Source organism: Actinosynnema sp. NPDC023587 (assembly GCF_040640215.1).
In the GTDB taxonomy this organism is placed as follows: domain Bacteria; phylum Actinomycetota; class Actinomycetes; order Mycobacteriales; family Pseudonocardiaceae; genus Actinosynnema.
The window spans coordinates 39,678-57,437 of the sequence record NZ_JBFABG010000019.1 but is presented as its reverse complement, the minus strand read 5'-3'; the positions used below and the strand labels follow the sequence as shown (position 1 = coordinate 57,437).

12 protein-coding genes are annotated in these 17,760 nt (G+C 70.2%); 6 read left to right on the top strand and 6 right to left on the bottom strand.

The annotated features are described in order from the left end of the window. Nucleotides 1-35: 35 nt before the first annotated feature. Nucleotides 36-944 (top strand): alpha/beta fold hydrolase, encoded by a 909-nt coding sequence (locus AB0G01_RS31950; RefSeq protein WP_360953456.1) that lies wholly within the window; start codon nt 36-38, stop codon nt 942-944. Next, nucleotides 941-2,578, top strand: coding sequence for a GMC oxidoreductase (locus AB0G01_RS31945; RefSeq protein WP_360953453.1), 1,638 nt, complete (start codon nt 941-943; stop codon nt 2,576-2,578). The genes AB0G01_RS31950 and AB0G01_RS31945 overlap by 4 nt, the downstream gene beginning before the upstream one ends. Nucleotides 2,579-3,051: 473 nt before the next feature. On the opposite strand, the gene AB0G01_RS31940 is transcribed toward AB0G01_RS31945, so the two are convergent. Then, nucleotides 3,052-3,972 (bottom strand): alpha/beta hydrolase, encoded by a 921-nt coding sequence (locus tag AB0G01_RS31940; RefSeq protein WP_360953450.1) that lies wholly within the window; start codon nt 3,970-3,972, stop codon nt 3,052-3,054. Nucleotides 3,973-4,037: 65 nt separating this feature from the next. Between AB0G01_RS31940 and AB0G01_RS31935 the strand changes: the two genes are divergently transcribed. Together AB0G01_RS31935 and fabG are read left to right on the top strand one after the other, a co-directional pair. Then, nucleotides 4,038-4,718: a response regulator transcription factor gene (locus AB0G01_RS31935; protein ID WP_360953447.1), complete on the top strand. Its 681-nt coding sequence runs from the start codon at nt 4,038-4,040 to the stop codon at nt 4,716-4,718. Then, nucleotides 4,715-5,440, top strand: coding sequence for a 3-oxoacyl-ACP reductase FabG (gene fabG, locus AB0G01_RS31930; protein WP_360953444.1), 726 nt, complete (start codon nt 4,715-4,717; stop codon nt 5,438-5,440). Before AB0G01_RS31935 ends, fabG begins: the two co-directional genes overlap by 4 nt. A gap of 11 nt (nt 5,441-5,451) precedes the next feature. Here the strand turns inward: fabG and AB0G01_RS31925 are convergent, their stop codons facing one another. The 4 genes from AB0G01_RS31925 to AB0G01_RS31910 are packed head-to-tail and all read right to left on the bottom strand — an operon-like array spanning nt 5,452 to nt 10,472. Further along, a complete protein-coding gene (locus AB0G01_RS31925; protein WP_360953441.1) occupies nt 5,452-6,945 on the bottom strand; it encodes an aldehyde dehydrogenase in 1,494 nt (497 codons plus the stop codon). 35 nt (nt 6,946-6,980) lie between these two features. Further along, nucleotides 6,981-8,351: a biotin carboxylase N-terminal domain-containing protein gene (locus AB0G01_RS31920; RefSeq protein ID WP_360953438.1), complete on the bottom strand. Its 1,371-nt coding sequence runs from the start codon at nt 8,349-8,351 to the stop codon at nt 6,981-6,983. After that, nucleotides 8,348-8,893, bottom strand: a complete 546-nt coding sequence (locus AB0G01_RS31915; RefSeq protein WP_360953435.1) for a biotin/lipoyl-containing protein — start codon at nt 8,891-8,893, stop codon at nt 8,348-8,350. The genes AB0G01_RS31920 and AB0G01_RS31915 overlap by 4 nt, the downstream gene beginning before the upstream one ends. Further along, on the bottom strand, nt 8,886-10,472 hold the full coding sequence (locus tag AB0G01_RS31910) for an acetyl-CoA carboxylase carboxyltransferase subunit alpha/beta (RefSeq protein WP_360953432.1): 1,587 nt from the start codon (nt 10,470-10,472) through the stop codon (nt 8,886-8,888). Before AB0G01_RS31910 ends, AB0G01_RS31915 begins: the two co-directional genes overlap by 8 nt. 297 nt (nt 10,473-10,769) lie before the next feature. On the opposite strand from AB0G01_RS31910, the gene AB0G01_RS31905 reads away from it, so the two are divergent. Beyond that, complete coding sequence (locus tag AB0G01_RS31905) at nt 10,770-13,703, top strand: beta-ketoacyl synthase N-terminal-like domain-containing protein (protein ID WP_360953429.1); 2,934 nt, start codon at nt 10,770-10,772, stop codon at nt 13,701-13,703. On the opposite strand, the gene AB0G01_RS31900 is transcribed toward AB0G01_RS31905, so the two are convergent. Then, nucleotides 13,677-15,008: a wax ester/triacylglycerol synthase domain-containing protein gene (locus tag AB0G01_RS31900; RefSeq protein WP_360953426.1), complete on the bottom strand. Its 1,332-nt coding sequence runs from the start codon at nt 15,006-15,008 to the stop codon at nt 13,677-13,679. The two genes, AB0G01_RS31905 and AB0G01_RS31900, sit on opposite strands and share 27 nt — an antisense overlap. Nucleotides 15,009-15,306: 298 nt before the next feature. On the opposite strand from AB0G01_RS31900, the gene AB0G01_RS31895 reads away from it, so the two are divergent. Beyond that, the gene (locus tag AB0G01_RS31895; protein WP_360953423.1) at nt 15,307-16,806 is read left to right on the top strand and encodes a GMC oxidoreductase; all 1,500 of its coding nucleotides are present in this window, start codon (nt 15,307-15,309) and stop codon (nt 16,804-16,806) included. Nucleotides 16,807-17,760 lie beyond the last annotated feature (954 nt).

Genomic DNA, 17,760 nt, shown 5'->3' with positions numbered 1-17,760 from the left:
CCGTGGCCGTCTCGCACAGCACGAGGAGGAATCACATGAACGACCGGAAGCCGACCAAGCGACGGGTCCTGGTGAGAGGGCTCTCCACCCTCTTCTACGAAGCAGGAGAGGGCCCGGTGATCCTGCTGGTGCCCGGAGTCGGAACCGATCCCCGGGGCTGGTTCCCGGTCATGGACGAACTCGCCCTCACACACCGGGTCATCGCGCTGGCATTGCCCGGCCTGGGCGGTACCAGCCCGCAGCCGGACGTACGCCCCGCTGCGATGGCCTCTTTCGTCGGCGACTTCCTCGACACCGTGGAAGTGGATTCCGTCATCGCGGTGGGCCACTCCTTCGGCGGGCTCGTGGTGGCCGAACTGGCCCTGCAAGACCCACCCAAGGTCAGCAGACTGACGCTGGTCGACGCCTCCGGCCTCGGCCGGGCAGTCAACCCGGCGGCCATCGCACTGGCCCTGCTGCCCGAGCCCGTGGCCGACCTGGCATCCGCCTTCGTCTCCCTCCCCGGCGGTGCCCTCGCGTTCACCCTCTCCAGCAACCTGCTGCTGCGTCAGCCCTGGCGCATCCCCCTTGTGACCTGGGCGGCCCAGTTCCGGCTGGCCCGATCACGACAGGCTTTGCGGACCGCGCTCAAGGTTTTCAGGGAGAACGCCGACATCACCGGCCAACGCGAGAGCGTCAGCGTGGTCGACCGCCTGCATGAAATCGACGTGCCGACCCTCGTCATCTGGGGCGGCTTCGACCGGCTCTTCCCCCTGTGGCAGGGCTGGTCGGCGGCACGCCGACTCCCGGCCGGCCGCTTCACCCTCCTGGCAGGGGCCGGGCACGTCTCCTATCTGGACAGCCACGAAGAGTTCGTGGAAGCACTCGGTTCGTTCGTCCGCGACGACCTGGAACCCACATCGCCGATCGGTTGCGCGAACCCCGCCCAGGGAGGACAACCGTGAACGATGCCGGCCCAGCCACCGAAACGCGGGCGCACGGCACAGCGGACGCACCGGCCACCGGAGTGCGCGGCCGGACCGAAGCGGCGGAAACCGCCCAGAGCGCCGCACCGGCGTACGTCGGTCGTGGGCAGGCCGAAAACAAGGAGCGGCACGGGGTCGTGATCGTCGGGTCGGGTGTGGGCGGAAGCATCGCGGCCTTCCGCCTCGCGGAGGCCGGTGTGCCGAACGTGGTCCTCGAACGGGGCCGGCGCTGGCCGGTCACACCTGCCGGTGACACCTTCCCCGCGTTTCCTTCCCCGGACAGCCGACTGGTGTGGCTCGACGACGACCACACCCCGCTGCCGCCGGCACGCGGTCCGCTGTCGCACCTGCTCCGCCGTACGCTCTCGGCGGTGCTGCCGCGCTCGACCGGGCTGCTGGACGTGGACGCCCAGGACGGTGTCGTGATCGTCAGCGGCGCGGGGGTCGGCGGTGGGACCCTGGTCTACGGAGGTGTGCTCGCCCAGCCCCGTCCCGGCCCGTTCCGGCGGTTGTTCCCCCCCGAACTGGACTACGACGAGCTCGACCGCGTCTACTACCCCCGGGCACGCGAGCGCCTGGTGGCCGGCCCGTTCCCCGACGACCTGCTCGACCGGAAGCCGTATCGTTCGAACCGCCTGTGGGGCCTCGCGGCGCAACGCTCGGGGCTCTCGGCCGAGACCATCGTGGGCAATTTCGACTTCGACACCGTCCGAGGCGAACTCGACGGCACCGAGGTTCCCTCGGCGATCATCGGCCAGTACCACTTCACCGGCTGCGACAGTGGCGCGAAGATGAGCGTGGACCGCACATACCTCGCGCGGGCCGAGGCCACCGGCAAGACCACGGTGCGGGCGCTGCACCGGGTGATCCACGTGTCCCAGGACCGCAGCGGCCTCTACCGCGTGGTCGCGGAGCGCTTGGACGAGAGCGGAACAGCCGTCGAGCGCCCGGTGTTCGTCTGCGACAGGCTGATCCTCGCCGCCGGGGTCCACACACCGCGAATCCTGCTCACTGCCCGCGAGACCGGTGCCCTGCCGAAACTGCACGAATCCGTCGGGAAGGGCTGGGGCTCCAACGGCGATCACATGACCATGATCAGGACATCCTCGATGCCGGTCGGCGCGCCGCAGGGCGGCCCTGCGGCAGTCCTGGTGCGCAACTCCGGCGGCACGGCCGGCGTGATGCACTCACCCATGCCCTTCCCCGTCGGCCCGGGACTGCTCACCTGTCTGGGAATGGGGATCTCCGACCACTTCGGACAGTGGACGATGACAGCGGACGGCAAGACCAGGCTGAACTGGAAGGCCGAATACGACACAACCTCCCGACACGCCGTGAACGACCTCGTCCGCCACGTCGCGCGGTACATGCCCGGCGCACACCCGGTGATACCCGACCGACCAAGCCTTCCGATCGTCGTGCATCCCGTCGGTGGCGTCGTACTGGGCAAGAGCACCGACCCCTACGGCCGGTTGCGCGGCTACAGCGGCCTGTACTGCCTCGACGGTGCCCTCATGCCCGGTTCCACAGCCGCCGTCAACCCGGCGCTGACCATCGCCGCAGTAGTCGAACGATGCCTCGACGAGATCGTCGCCGACTTCACCCGCGCTTGACGACGACACGATCAACGGCTCCGGCGGATCGTCCCGGGCACCAGGCGACATCCCCGACCACCGCTTCGCCCAGTGCCCGGCTTGGCATCGCCGGATGCCGACTGGTCGGCGAAATGAATCTCCGCGGGATGTGGACGCGCTCACCGTCGTCTCGGTGAGACGACGACACCAAGCCAGTCCGTATCCCGATGTCGCGTTGGTCGGCGGCTTGCTGCTGGGTGACGCCCGGTTGCGGATCGGGCCGGCGGCCGGTGAACTGTCCCGCCGCGCCACAAGGCCGAAGAGCACGGTTCAGTCCTACGGCGACGCCGAGTTCGACTGGATCGAGTCGGCCGCCGCGCGAGTGGGAGCGGCGAGCCCCATCCTGGTCACTTGTCGTCGTGTTCCCCAGTGGGACGGCGGGTCCGACCATGAAGATGATCGGACCGTGTCCGCGCCTGGGAGATTTCTCTTGGACGGACCCGCACACCCGGTCAGGTGCACCTCTCGGTGAACTCGGCTATGAGCGCACTGGTGTTTGTGCCGTGCTGGTGAGGAAAGCCGTGCGCTCCGGGGACGTTCACGCACTGACCTCGTCGAGCGGTGTTGCTCAGCCTCGTGGCCCAGGGTTCCGGGCAGAACGGGTCCTGTTCTCCTCGCACGACCAGCACCGGGCACCTCACGTCGGCGATGGTCGCCTCCGGCTGGTCGTGCTGCGCCGACCGCAGTAACCGGAACAACGTCACCGCACCGATCCTCACACACCCCGGCAGGACGGCTCTCCACACGCCGAGCGACTCGTGCGCCACGTTGCGGAAGGTGGCGCGCAGCAGGGCCGGAACCTGCCGCAGGTGGGGCGGGAACGTCGGCGACATCAGGACCAGTGCCCGCACCGCTCCCGGCATCTGGACGGCGGCGTGCAAGGCGGCTTGTGCCCCTGTGGAGTGGCCTGCCAGCACGACGGGTGCGTCCGCCGTCACCTTCAACCACTCCGCCACAGCGGTCGCGAAGGTGGGCAGGTCGACACGACCAGCCGGGCCGAGCACGTCGAGCAGGACCGACCGCGTCCACTTCCCGCATTCGCTCGCGACGTTCATCAAATCCTCTGGGACACCGAGGGCCGGCACGAACACCACCGCCGGTCGTCCCGTCTGCCGGTCGCCTGCGCACAGGGCACGCCCGTGCGTCCCGGCGGATTCGTCACGGCGGAGGCGGCGATGCCCATCCGTTGCCGTCGGGGCGAGCTGCCCACAGCACGCGGACGCGGGACCACAGCGACGGCACTTCTCGCCACGCAGAGGGAGTCCTGCCGCACCTCGCGCACCACCGGAGTTCGTCACCGGAGGTCGACGTCGACCGTTGGACAGCACGTCGGAGCAGCTCTTTCGACCTTCCGGCCCACAGCGCCGAGGCATCGCCATATGCTACATTCTGTTACCACAGAACCACGAAGCGCAACTGTCGACGTGGAGACTCGTTCATGGGCGACTTGAACTCCGCTTCAGAGTCCGAGCAACTTGCCTGCTCCACCTCGCCCGCCTTCCAGCGGTGGCTGGACATCAACGGTTTGACCACGGGCGACGTGGTGCACGACTTGGAATTTCGGGCCGACCTGCACGGCTGGAGCCGGGAGGAACTCGCGTCGTGCCTGGGGTGGTTGCACTTCGGCCAGAATCGCGACCCCATGCCCCCTCGGTTCCTGCAGGCGGTGTCCAGCCACATGGAGGAGACGCTTCAGGAGACCCTCGCCAGGGTCCAATGGATGGCAGACCAGCACCGAGCCGGAGCGGAGTTGGCCGCCACCGCTGTGCGGGCCCGGAGGATCGGACTGGACGTTTCATCGGGAATCCCGGCGCAGCGGCACCCCTCCGGCCGGATCTGCGCGGCAGCGGAACCGGTGCCCAAGCCGGCCAGGAAGCGCGCCGACGACCTCACCCCGCGTGAGCGGCAGGTTCTGCAACTGCTGGGTCTGGGGCAGTCGAACCGCCGGATCTCCCGATGCCTCGGGTTGTCGGAGAAGACGGTGAAGAACTACCTGAGTTCGTTGTTCACCAAGCTGTCCGTCACCGACCGGACGACCGCGGTGCTGGTCGCCCTCCGGCGCGGCTACATCTCCGTGCCCACCACGGCCGGGGACGTCTCGGGCCCGGTTGCGCCATGAGCCGTCGGGTGGCCGTGGTGACCGGTGGTTCACGCGGTATCGGCCGTGCGGTGGTCACCGCTCTGACTCGTGACGGCTACGACGTCGCCTTCTGCTACGAGTCCGACGACGAGTCGGCGACGCGGACGGTCGCCGAGGCGGAACGCTTCGGCACAGCCGTGCTGAGCGCGCGATGCGACGTGACCGACACCGCTTCGGTGCGGCGGTTCGTCGAGCGGGCGCGCGACACCCTGGGGCCCGCCTCCGTTGTGGTCAACAACGCGGGGGTCATGCAGGACGCGTGGCTGACCCGGATGAGCGACGAAGCGTGGCACCGGGTGCTGGAGGTCAACCTCACCGGGGCGTTTCGGGTGACGCGCGAAGTGATGCCCGACCTGATGAGCCGGCGCGGTGGCGCGGTGGTGACGCTGTCGTCGGTGGTGGGCTTGGACGGCAACGCCGGACAGGTCAACTACGCCTCGTCCAAGGCCGCGCTCACCGGCTTCACCCTGTCGTTGGCCAAGGAACTGCGGCGGTTCGGAATCAGGGTGAACGCCGTAGCCCCCGGCTTCATCAGCACCAGCGCCACCCGGCACTACGAGGACAGGTGGAAGCCGCTCATCCCGATGGGTCGGTTCGGCACCCCCGAAGAGGTCGCTGCCGTGGTGGGATTCCTGGTCTCGGATCGGGCGACCGGCATCACCGGCCAAGTGCTGCGGGTAGACGGGGGTCTGCGGTTCTGACCGCGCCGGGGTCACGGGCCGAACACCGCCGATTGCAGGTGGCTGGTCTTGAGGAACATGTACGCCGCTTCCCCGTGGACGCCCCCCGACCGGCCCGTACCGCCGTGGCTGGGCAGCAGGTGCACGAAGTCGAGGTGCACTTGGTTCACCTTGAGCATGGCTCCGTTGCGGACACCGGCCACGAACCGCTCGGCGACACCGGGATCACCGGTCCACAGGGAGTTGCGCAGCCCGTAGCGGTTGCGGTTGAGGAAGCCGATCACGTCCGAGAGCAGACGCTCGTCGTCAGCCTCCGGGTGCGGTACGACCAGCGACAGCAGGGGGAAGAAGGTTTCCTCGCAGACCGCACTCAGGTCCGCTGCGGTACTCAGGCCGTCGACCCGGAGCAGGGTGGGCTCCAGGAAGGGCCCGTCGGAGTGCGGTGTGCCGGCGAGGGTCAACCGCTTGCCACCACACACCAGGACCGCTCCGGCGGCCCGTGCTTCCCTCAGCACGGCGATGTACGCGTCACCGGGAACAGGGGTGAGCAGCGTCGTGCTGTCCTCCGGTCTGCCGGGTTTGATCTCGGCCACCCGCAGGCGCAGCGCCTCGACGAGCTCATCGGCCACCGAGGGGTGGACCACGGCGCGGTTCGGCGCGACGCACATCTGACCGGATCCGTGAAAAGCCGTCACCAGGGACTCGACCGCGTCGGGGATCGAGGCGTCCTTCCACACGACGACGGTGTCGTTGCCCGACAGCTCGAGCACGGCCTTCTTCCCTCGGTCCAGGCACGCGCGCTCAAAGCTCAGACCGCGCTCGCTGTTGCCGTAGTAGACGATGTCGTCGACGCCAGGATCGTCGAGCCACTGCCGGAGCACGGGATCTGGTCCGCTGCAGAAGAAGTTCAGCGTCCCGGGTGGGGCGTGCACGTCCTCCAGACTCGGCACGAGCACGTGGCGCAGCAGGAACGTCGTGCTCGACGGGAAACGCCGGGGTATGCGGACGACGACGGCGTTGCCGGCCATGAGCCCGTGCAGCGCCGCAGTCGCCGCGCTGAAAGCGGGTGCGTTGCCGGGCGGGTTGATCGCGAGCACCCCGTCGGGGTGGTGCTGCAGGACCAACCGCCGGTCGCCGTCGCGCCACTCGTGCCGCACCAGGCGGAGGTACCAGCGGCACGACTCGGCGTCGAACATCCCGAGCATGCTGTCGAGGAGCCAGTCGGCGATGCGCCTCGGGCAGCCCTCGGCCACGAGCAGGGCCGTGAACTCCCCGGCGGCATCCGCCAACCTGCGGCAGAAGACCGGTCCCAGCGTGAACCTGTCCGCCGGTGGCACACCGGCCCACAGCGGTGCCGCCGCCACGGCCGCAGCGGTAGCAGCGCGCACCTCGTCCGGGCCCGCAAGAGCACAACGGCCGAGGATCGGTGACTGTTGGACGAACAGATCCGCCGAGAGGGGGGCCACAGCGGGACGGACGACCTGCTGGAGGACGACGTCACGGCCGGCGATGTAAGCGGTGTACATCCGTCCCGTCGACACTGCGGGGTCGGGCGGGGCCATCAGAGGTCCACCTCGTCGTTCGGGGCGCGGCGCGGGCAGGCCCGCTCGACCACACCCGCCCGGTGCTCTCCGCTGGAGAACTCGTCGTGACGCAGGATCGCGGTGAGCGCCTTGGCGTTGTGGGCGACGCCGTCGCACGTGAACTCATCCAGCGCTTGGATCAACCGGCGGCGGGCCGTGTCCCGGTCGGGCCCCCACGAGACGACCTTGGCCAGGAGCGGATCGTAGTGGGGGGACACGACGGTACCGTGGGTGAGCCAGGTGTCGACGCGAATGCCCGGCCCGCCGGGGACGACGTACCCGGTCACCGTCCCGCAGCCGGGTACCCAGTCGTTCTCAGGGTCTTCGGCGGTGATCCTGGCCTCCAGAGCGTGTCCGCGCGACCTCACCTCGTCCTGAGTGCACGGCACGGGCTCACCCGTCGCCTCGCGGATCATCCATGCCACCAGGTCCTGCCCGGTGACCGACTCGGTCACCGGGTGTTCGACCTGCAGTCTCGGGTTGATCTCGGTGAAGAACACCTCGCCGCGGTCGTCGACGAGGAACTCGACCGTGGCGAGGTTGCGCAGGCCGAGGTGCCGTGCCGCCCGGCCCGCCCAGTCCCCCAGCGCCTCGCGCACCGCCGGCGTGAGTCCGGGCGCGGGAGACTCCTCGATGAGCTTCTGGTTGCGCCGCTGCACCGAGCAGTCCCGCTCCCCGAGGGTGATGACGTCGCCGTGGCGGTCGCCGAGGACTTGGACCTCGACGTGCCGCGCGTTGTCGACCCATTTCTCCACGTAGAGGCGGCTGTCCTGGAACAGCGCTCGTGCGGAGTCCCTTGCCCTGCCGTAGCACTCCGCGAGGTGGCCGGCGTCTCCCACGCGCAGGACGCCACGGCCACCACCACCCGACGCGGACTTGAGCGCGATCGGGTAGCCGATGTCCCGCGCTTGGCGGGTCGCGTCGTGCAAGTCCGTCACATGGGTCCGCGATCCCGGCGGTACGGGTATGCCCGCTCGCACCATCTCGTTGCGCGTGGCGATCTTGTCCCCGAGCAGGGCGATGTGCTCGGGGCTGGGTCCGATCCAGGTGATGCCGCTGTCGCGGCAGGCGGCGGCGAAATCCGAGTTCTCGGCGAGGAACCCGTAGCCGGGGTGCACGGCATCGGCATCGACGCGGACGCAGGCGTAGAGCAGCGCCGGGATGGACAGGTAGCTGTGCCCGGCCTGGGCCGGCCCGAGGCAGACCCGATCGTCCGCCAAGCGGACCGGCAGGGTGTCGCGGTCCGCCATCGAATGGGCCACGACGCTGCGGATGCCGAGCAGCCGACAGGCCCTGACGATCCGCACCGCGACCTCACCGCGGTTGCCGACGAGCAGGGTGTCGATCACGGCGCACCCACCTGGGGCTCCTGTCCGCCGACCGGGTCGGGCACCAGGTCGATCAGGGCCTGTCCGTACTCGACCACATCGGCGTCCTCGACGTGGATGGCGCTGACCACGCCCGCCCGGTCGGCCACGACGGGGGTGAACGACTTCATCGCCTCGATCAGGCCGAGTTCGTGCCCGGCCACGACCCGGTCGCCGACTTGCACCAGCGGAGGTTCTCCCGGCGCGGAACGCCGGTGGAAGACGCCGATCGCGGGCGCGGTGATCCGGATCTCCGCCGAACCCTCGTCGGTGGGGCCGATCCCGGTGGGGCCGATGCCGGTGGGGCGGGAGCCCGCGGGCTTGGGTTCGGCGAGTCTGCCATCGCCGTGGGCACCTGCCGCCTCGGGGTGCAGCGTGACGTCGAGTTCGAACCGGCCGTTGCGCACCCGGACCTGTCCCGCCCGCCCGGCCCCGAGCAGTGCCAACACCTCGTGAACAGCCGCGACCGCCGCCACGGAGTCGTCGTGCGGTGGGCTGGGCCCGTTCGCGAGTCGGTCATCCACGGTCGTCCTCGTCCTGTCCGGGGGCGTGGTCAGTGGCGACACCGGGTCGGCACCAGTCGCCGCCCAGGGCCCGCAGCCGGCGGTTGCGGCGCGCCACGAGCTGCCGGCCGTCCGTCCCCCGCAGTTCGGCCAGGTGCCGGCGCAGGGCGGTGGCCAGCAGGTCGGCCGCGCGCGGCGGGTCGGTGTGCGCGCCGCCGGGCGGTTCTTGCACGATGCCGTCGATCAGCTCGTGCCGGTACAGGTCGGTGGCGCGCAGGTGCAGGGCGCGGGCGGCCTGCGGTGCTTTGGTGCTGTCGGAGAACAGGATCGCCGCGCACCCTTCCGGGCTGATGATGGAGAAGGTCGCGTTGTGCTGCATGAGCAGCCGGTCACCGATGGACAGTGCCAGGGCTCCGCCGCTACCACCTTCGCCGATGACGACGCACAGCACAGGGGTGGGCAGTCGCGAAGCGGTGAGCATGGTCTCGGCGATGGCAGCGGACTGGTTGTCCGCCTCGGCATCGGCCGCGGGGTGCGCGCCGGGCGTGTCGACGAACGTCACCACCGGGATGGACCAACGCGCCGCCAGGAGCATCACCCGCGTCGCTTTGCGGTAGCCGGCCGGGCTCGCCATTCCGCTGTTGCGTCGCGGGCCGTCGGTGATCCTGTTGTGCCCGATGACGACCACGGGATCTCCGTCCAATCGCGCCAGTCCGGTGAAGACCATCGCGTCGTCGTCGCGCCTGCGGTCACCGTGCAGTTCCATCGTGTCGGTGAAGACGGTGGCCAGGTAGTGCGCCAGTCTAGGACGGTGCACGGCCCGTACCGCGACGACCGCGTCCCAAGGATCGGTGTCGTCCTGGAGCATCCGCGGCACCGCGCGGTGCACCGGATCACCGGTGCCGCAGTCCTGTGCGCGCCGTGCCGGTACCGCGTACGCCACCAGGCGTGCCAGGCACTGCGACAGTTCCCGGCGTGGCGCGACGATGTCCACGTGCCCGTGCCGCAGCAGAAAGGCATCGGTCTGGAAGTCGGCGGGCAGGGTGCGTCCGGTGGTCTGCTCGACCACGCGACGGCCGGCGAAGCCCGCCCGCGTGCCCTCCTCCACCACCACGACGTCACCGGCGCTGGCGAAGGACACTTGGACGCCGCCGATCACCGGGTCGGTGAGCACGCTGATGTAGGGGATGCCCGCGTCCCGGAGAGCGCTGATCGCCGCTGCGGTCTTGGCTCCCTGGAACAGGGCGAAAGCACCCTCTTGCATACGCCCGCCGCCCGAGGCCGACACCGTCACCAGCGGCACGCACTCGCGTGATGCGATCTCCGCCGCCTGGGCGAGCTTCTCACCCGCCACCACCCCCATGGACCCACCGAGGAATGCGAAGTCGAACACGACCATGACGACTCGCCGGCCCGCGATGTCGGCGGTGCCGAACACGGCCGACTCCCACAGGCCGGTCCGTGCGCGGACCTGGGCGCACCGCCGGGGGTAGGGGACGCGGTCGTGGAAACCGAGTGGATCGCCTGGTGTCAGCGTCGCCTCGAACTCACGGAAGGTGCCCGGGTCCACGAGAGAGGTGATCCGGTCCGCGGCCGGCATCCGGAACGGAGCCGCGCACCCCGGGCAGGTCCAACCGGGAGGAAGCGCACGTCGCGGCCACCACCGGCGGCACCCGGTGCAGCGGTGCCACCGGTCCGCGGTCGCCGCGACTCTGGTGAGCAGGCTTTCGACCACGCGTTCCGCCTCCCGCCGAGGACACGACCGGTCAGGGCTGGACCCATGGTCGCCGGTCGGCACCCCCGGTGCCTCCGGGCCGAAGGTCCCAGGACGTACGGCACTGGTGGCGTCCGGAGATCGCTCAGACGATGTCCTGACTCGATCGAGTGAGGTCCAGCCATGACGCGTGACAACGACGAGCCGATCGCCGTGGTCGGTGCCGGATGCCGCTTCCCGCGCGTCCGGGGGCCCCTGGCCCTCTGGCGGGCTCTGTGCGACGGGGTCGACGTCGTGGGTCCGATCAGCGCGGACCGGTACGGCCTTCGGCCGCTCGCCGGCATCGACGAGGGCAGCCGGCACCGGCCCGCCGCGCGCATGGGGTCGATCGACGACATCTCGTCGTTCGACGCCGACTTCTTCGGCATCGGCCGACGGCAGGCCGCGCACATGGATCCCCAGCAGCGATTGATGTTGGAGACGACGTGGGAGGCTTTCGAGGACGCCGGTGTCATCCCCGGAGGCACTGAGACGCACCGAACGGGCGTGTTCACGGCGAAGGCCGCGTCGCACTACTGGCACCTGCTGGCGCGTGACGGTCTCCTGGACATGTTCTCGGTGATCGGAGCGGCGGGCAACGCCGGCCTGAGCGGGCAGGTGTCCTTCCAGTTCGACCTGCGCGGCCCGAGCATGACCGTGGACACCAACTGCTCGGGCGGGTTGGCCGCGCTGCACCTGGCCTGTCGAAGCCTGCGCGACGGCGAATGCGGATTGGCGGTGGCGGGAGCGGTCCACCTCATCCTGTCCCCCGAGGAGACCATCGCCTACGGCCGGGCCGGCGTGTTGTCAGCCCGGGGAAGGAGCGCGTTCGCCGACGCCGGGGCGGACGGGTTCGTCCGGGGGGAGGGGTGCGTGGTCGTCGTGTTGAAGCCGCTGTCCGCTGCCCGGCAGGACGGCGACCGGGTGTACGCGGTCGTGCTCGGAAGCGCCGTCACGAACGACGGCCGCGCGAGTTCGACGATGCTCGCCCCGTCCGGCGTGACGCAGGAGGAAACCTTGCGCCTGGCCTACGAGGACGCGGGGGTGGAGCCCGCCCAGGTGTCGTTCGTCGAGACCCACGGTGTCGGGACCCCGGCAGGCGACCCGGTGGAGATCACCGCGCTGGCGTCCGTGCTCGGTCCCGGACGGCCGCCGGGACGCCCGTTCCTGCTGAGCTCCGTACGGGGCAACCTCGGCCACCAGGAGCCCGTCGCCGGACTCAGCGGACTGCTCAAAGCCGCCTTGGCGCTCCACCACCGAGTGCTGCCCGCGACGCTGCACCACACCACGCCGACGCCGGCGCTGCGGTGGGACGAGATGCCCTGCTCGGTGGTGACGGCGTCGACGCCCCTGCCCGAACGGGACCGGCTGGTGGCCGGTGTCAACTCCTTCAGCGTGACCGGCACCAACGTGCACGCCGTGCTGGGATCGATCGACTGCCCGGTGCGGAGCAGCGCACCGGACGGAGACCCTTTCCTGCTGGTGCTCTCGGCACGGCACCCGGACAGCCTCGACGCCGCCGCCACGGCCCACGCCCATTTCCTGGAGACCTCACCGGAGGTGCCGTTGGCCGACGTCTGCCACACTGCGGCGGCCCGTCGGGCGCATCACCCCTACCGACGCGTGTTTCGGGCCGACGACCGTGCGGGCATGGTGGACGCCCTGCGGCGGGAGCCCCGGCCACTGCGTGCCACCCCGGTGGGGAACCCGCCGGGTGTGCTGTTCGCCCTCCGCGATGAGCCAGTCGCCCACGTGGTGGTCGAGGAGTTGTCCCGGCGCAGCACCGCGTTCCGCGACGCCGCCCAGGAGTGCGCGGCATCCCTGCGGCGATCAGCCGGCAGGCTCCACCCCACTGGGCCGGATCTCGCACCGAGGATGCTGTCGGCGGGGCTGATCGCCCTGTGGCACGACTGGGGCGTGCGACTGACGGCCGTGGTGGGCAGCGGCCCTGGAAATGTGGCCGCGCGTCAGTGCGGTGACGGAGTCGACGCGGACCGAGCGGCCGAGCCGCAGCGGGCGCGAGCTCCTGGGGCCGATGCGGCCCCACCCGCCGCGTCAGACCACTTCGTGCTGCACTTCACCTCCGCCGGTGCCTTCCTCGACAGCGCACCCACGGCCGGGAGGGCTGTCTCGGTATGGGAGTCTCTTGTGGACGTTGCGGTCGGTCTTTACGAAGCCGGGCACACCGTTCGGTGGGAACAGATCGTGCCTGCCGGCCGGCAGGTGAGCCTCCCGCCCTACCCCTGGCACGGGCAGCGGTACTGGGCACCGTCTACAGGCGGACCTGCCGAACAGGCTCATCCGCTGCTGTCCGACCACGCCACCGAGGAACGCGTCGTGCGGTGGCGCACTACCGCCGGCCGCCGTGGAGGTGCTCGGGACCGGGACGTCCGCGGTGCTCCGACACCGGGTGAACTGGTGGAGTTGGCGGCCGTGGCCGCCCACCGCCTGTGCGGCTCGGCACAGGCCACCATCGAAGACCTGAGCGTGGTCTGCGACCCGGCGATCCGGCACGGCGCGGCGTTGGAGGCCGCCGGGACGGCCGGCCCACCCGGCCGCTGGCGGTTCCGCATCACCGAAGCGCCCGACACCGGCCGGTCACCGGCCAGGGACTGTCTGGCAGAGGGGATCGTCCGCCTGTCAGGGCGGCGCACGGCCCGCCGGCTCCCCGCGCTGCTGCGCCACCGGATACGGCACCCCGGTGGCGGTGCGGCGCTACCGGGCGGAACAGTCGCGGACCCGCAATCCTCCGGTGTGCGCACTGCGGACCGGCACGGGAACTCCGTGGTGCTGCGGTTGACCAGCCCCGCACCCAGCGAGGTGGACTTCAGCTTCCCCCCGGACCTGCTGGACGGGATGTTGGAGGTGGCGGCCGGGCGGCACGCGGTCGACGCTGTGCTCACGGTCGAGCGGATCACCGTCGTCGGCCGCTGGACTCCGTCCATGTGGGGACTGGTGACCAACACCCCGCAGGGCGGCCCCGCCGACATCCTGGTGTGCGACGATGACGGTGCGGTGCTGGTCGAGCTGGACGGTGTCCGCTTGACCCCCTCACCCCTGAGCGCCCGCATCAGGTAGAGGTTCCGTGGGGCCGAACCGCTCCAGCACCTCCTCCCACTCCCGGTGGAGGAATTCCACGAGTAGTCGAGGGTCACTGATCGCCGCCGGATCCGAGTTGACCCCGATGTGGCAGTTGGTGGCGTAGGAGACCAGTACCGCGTTCACCGCACCGAGCATCACCGGTGCGAACGGGTACACCGCCTCGACCCGGACACCGGCCAGCCAAAGGCGCTCGGAGGTGCCGGGGAAGTTCGACGCGATCAAGTCGTTGCCCCGGAACAGCATCTTCTCCGCTGCTGCGATAACCGGTGCGGGCATCGGCGTGGCGCAACGGGCCAGCACCCCCAACGCCCTCAGCGCCGTGCCGTCGCGCGCCGCCGCGACCGCCGCGCGTACGAGGCGGACACGTTCACCGAAACCCACACCGCACATCGGGCCGGCCAGGCGGTGGCTCGCGAACTGGTTGCCGCCGAGCGCAGACCTCGTGGTGCGGGTGCTGACCGGCATGAGGACCGACAACTCCGCGAGCTCGACGCCGAAGTGCTCGTGGTAACGACTGAACGCGCCGAGCAGGAGCGCGAGGTAGGTGTCGTTCATCGAGCCGCCGACCGCTTTGCCCACAGCGCGCAGGTACGCCGTCGGCAGCGTCATGGTGCCGAAAGACCGGGCTCTGCTCCGCCCACTCAGCAAGGGGGACGGAGCAGCGGCGGGCAGAATGGTGGCCTTGAACACGGTGTGCGCGAAACGCGGCGCTCCGAGAGCCGCGGAGAGTAACTCCGCAGCGCGGTGACCGGTCCTCGTCGACAGCGCCCCGTCGGCGACGGCGGACGGTTCGGGAGGCCGGAGGAGACCGACGGGGCTGTCGGGCGTGGCTGCTTCGTGCAGCACCGCGACCAACTGGGCCGCGCCGATGCCATCGCACAGGCTGTGGTGCAGCTTGAGCACATACGCGGCGCGGTCCCCGTCGAGCCCTTCCACGAGGATCGCTTCCCACAACGGTCGCGTGCGGTCGAACGGCACCAGGGCCGCGGTCCTGGCCAGGTCGAGGAGTTGCCGCGTCGTGCCCGGCAGAGGCAAGCGGACCCGACGCAGGTGGTACTCCAGGTCGAAGAGCGGGTCGTCCCGCCAGTGGGGCCGGCCCAGCCGCAACAGCGGTTCGGCGACCCGTTGGCGCAACCGCGGCACCAGCCGACTGGTCCGCTCGTGTCGACGCACCAAACGCCCCCAGTCCGGTGCGTGGTCGAGCACCTCGACCGCCATGGTGGTGGCCTGGATGTCCGGATCGATCTCACCTCGCCAGAACATGGTCTCCATCTCGCTCATCCGGGGTTCGTCGGCCCAGGAAGGCGGATCGGCGGGAAGCGTCGGCATGGGACCTCGATCCGGGACCCTCGGGAATGTCGACCCGATTGTCGGCAACGCTCCTGCCCACGGCTATCGGCCCTTCGCCCTGGGACCTTCGAGGAACTCTGAACGGAGCAACTCCCGTCAGAGGTCTCCAGGACGTTGAGCACGGTTGCCGAAGACTCGCCCATGTGACGCGATGGACCCGTCGGTGCGGCCGCGCCCACGCTGCGGCCGACAGTGCGGACCGGTACTGCTGACGGCTTGAGGAGCTGTGATGGCGCGCCCGGCAGGCAAGACCTCCGTCCGAGAAGAACACCGCCAGGCGGTCGTCGTGGGAAGCGGGTTCGGCGGAGCAGTCGCCGCCCTACGCCTCGCCGAAGCCGGCGTGCCCACCCTGGTGCTGGAACGCGGACGGCGTTGGCGCAGTGGACCAGCGGGGAACCCGTTCCCCCGACTGTCGCGTCCGGACCGCCGGATGCGATGGCCGGCGCACCTCTCCCCGCCACCCGACGCGCGGCCCGAACTGCTCCCGCGCTACGCCGGCTTGGTGGAGAGAGTCGTCGGGCACGGAATGCGCGTCCTGTGCGGAGCAGGCGTCGGCGGGGGCTCGCTGCACTACGGCGGGGCATCCATCCGCCCCTCCGAGGAGTTGTTCGGCAGGGTCATGCCCTCCGGTGTCGACTTCGAGGAGATGGACCTGACCTACTACCCGCGGGCGGCGGCGGTCCTGCGCCTGTCCCCCATCCCCGACGACGTCCTACGCCACGAGCGGTACACGTCGAGCCGGAGATTCCTGGCCGACGCGCGCACAGCGGGCTTGCGAACCTTCCGAATCCCCCAGCCGATGGACTGGGACGTCGTCCGCAAGGAGCTCTCCGGAGAGCTGCCGCCTTGGTCCACCTGCGGCGAAGTCCACTGCGGGGTGAACAACGACGCGCGGTACTCCGTGGACAAGACCTACCTGGCCGCGGCGGAAGCCACCGGGCTGTGCGAGGTCGCCCCGCTCCACATCGTCCGGGACCTCGCCGGTGGAACCGATCACCGCTATACCCTCACGTGCGATCGCGTCGCCCTCGACGGCACCGTCCTGGAACACGTCAAGGTGTCCACCAACGTGGTGTTCCTGGCCGCCGGCTCAGTAGGCACCTCCCGACTGCTGGTGCGCGCGAGGGGGACGCGGGCACTTCCCGATCTTCCCGACGAGGTCGGCGAACACTGGGGAAACAACGGGGACCGCATCTACCTGCGCGCCTTGCTGCCCTACTCCACCTTGCCCCACCAGGGCGGGCCCGCGTGTGTAGGGGCGCACGACTGGGAATCGTCCACCATGCCGACGACCGTGCAGCACATCCCACTGCCCTTCGGGATCGAGACCAGGACCGCGCTGTTGGGCTGCATGGGCCTGCCCGATGGTCGCGGTGCCTTCCGTTACGAACCCGGAACCGGTGCGGTCGGGTTGACGTGGGCGAGGGCCGCCGATCGCGGTGCCGGACGAGCTGCCCAGGCTGCCGTCGCCAGGCTGACCGACGCCGGCGGCGGGGTCGCCGTCAACCTCACCGCCGGCTACCCGCTCACCGTCCACCCCCTCGGCGGTGCCGTCATCGGGCCGGTCTGCGACCAGGCCGGACGCGTGCACGGACACCCCGGCCTGCACGTTACCGACTCCGCACTGATCCCCGGCTCCACAGGCTGCTGCAACCCCTCTTGGACCATCACCGCCCTGGCGGAGCGGTGCATGCACCGACTCTTGTCGAAAGGAACCGACTTCTGCTGACGCATGTGGAGTTTCAGAACTCTGCACTGAGGCGCTGAGCTGCGATGATCGCGCATTACGAGCTGTAGGAGCATGATCGTGAGGCGTGGGGCTACGACTGCCGTGCCTGGTCTTCGTCCGGGTCGTCGGCTGGTTGGTTCTGCTCGGCCGGTCATCGGCGGCCAAGGACGTGGAGTTGCCGGTGCTGCGGCACGAACTCGCCGTGCTGCACCGAACCAACCCCCGCCCGCAGTGGGACTGGACCGACCGTGCGGTGCTCTCCGAGTTGGTCCCGCGCCTGCCCGGCTGGTTGCGGGAACACCGGATTGGTGACACCGGGAACCCTCCTGAGATGGCACCGGCACCTGGTCGCGAAGAAGTGGACCTGCCCGGACCGTACCGGCCGACCGCCGGTCGACGACACCATCGCGGCGTTGACCGCGCGGATGGCCCGAAAGAACACCGAGTGGGGCCACCGCCGGATCCACGGCGAACTGCTCAAACTCGGCCACCGGGCAGCCGCTGCAACGGTTCGCCGCGTGCCCAGGCACCTGCGGGTACCGCCCGCTCCCCAGCGCGACACCGACACCTCCTGGCGACGGTTCCCGCACGCCCAGGCCGCGAGCACATCGGCCTGCGACTTCTTCCACGTCGACTGCGCGATCACCCTCAAACGCGTCTACGTGTTCCACGTGATCGAGGTCGCCACCGCTACGTCCACAACCCCGGCACCACCACGAATCCGAACGGCCCGTGGACCACCCGACAAGCCCGCAACCTACCGATGGACCTCGACGACCGGGCAGACGACTTCCGATTCCTCATCCGCGACCGGGCCGGCCAGTTCACCACCCCGTTCGACACCGTCCTCACCGACGCCGACATCCAGCTCGTCAAGACCCCCACCGTGTCCACGAGCCAACACCCACGCCGAGCAGTTCGTCGGCACCGCAAGATGCGAAGCCACCGACCGAC

Bases quoted from the DNA above. Each gene is read 5' to 3' on its own strand.
- AB0G01_RS31940 (WP_360953450.1), bottom strand. From the start codon at position 3,972: ATGCCTCGGCGCTGTGGGCCGGAAGGTCGAAAGAGCTGCTCCGACGTG.
- AB0G01_RS31925 (WP_360953441.1), bottom strand. From the start codon at position 6,945: ATGTACACCGCTTACATCGCCGGCCGTGACGTCGTCCTCCAGCAGGTC.
- AB0G01_RS31935 (WP_360953447.1), top strand. From the start codon at position 4,038: ATGGGCGACTTGAACTCCGCTTCAGAGTCCGAGCAACTTGCCTGCTCC.
- AB0G01_RS31910 (WP_360953432.1), bottom strand. From the start codon at position 10,472: ATGCCGGCCGCGGACCGGATCACCTCTCTCGTGGACCCGGGCACCTTC.
- AB0G01_RS31950 (WP_360953456.1), top strand. From the start codon at position 36: ATGAACGACCGGAAGCCGACCAAGCGACGGGTCCTGGTGAGAGGGCTC.
- AB0G01_RS31905 (WP_360953429.1), top strand. From the start codon at position 10,770: ATGACGCGTGACAACGACGAGCCGATCGCCGTGGTCGGTGCCGGATGC.
- AB0G01_RS31895 (WP_360953423.1), top strand. From the start codon at position 15,307: ATGGCGCGCCCGGCAGGCAAGACCTCCGTCCGAGAAGAACACCGCCAG.
- fabG (WP_360953444.1), top strand. From the start codon at position 4,715: ATGAGCCGTCGGGTGGCCGTGGTGACCGGTGGTTCACGCGGTATCGGC.
- AB0G01_RS31900 (WP_360953426.1), bottom strand. From the start codon at position 15,008: ATGAGCGAGATGGAGACCATGTTCTGGCGAGGTGAGATCGATCCGGAC.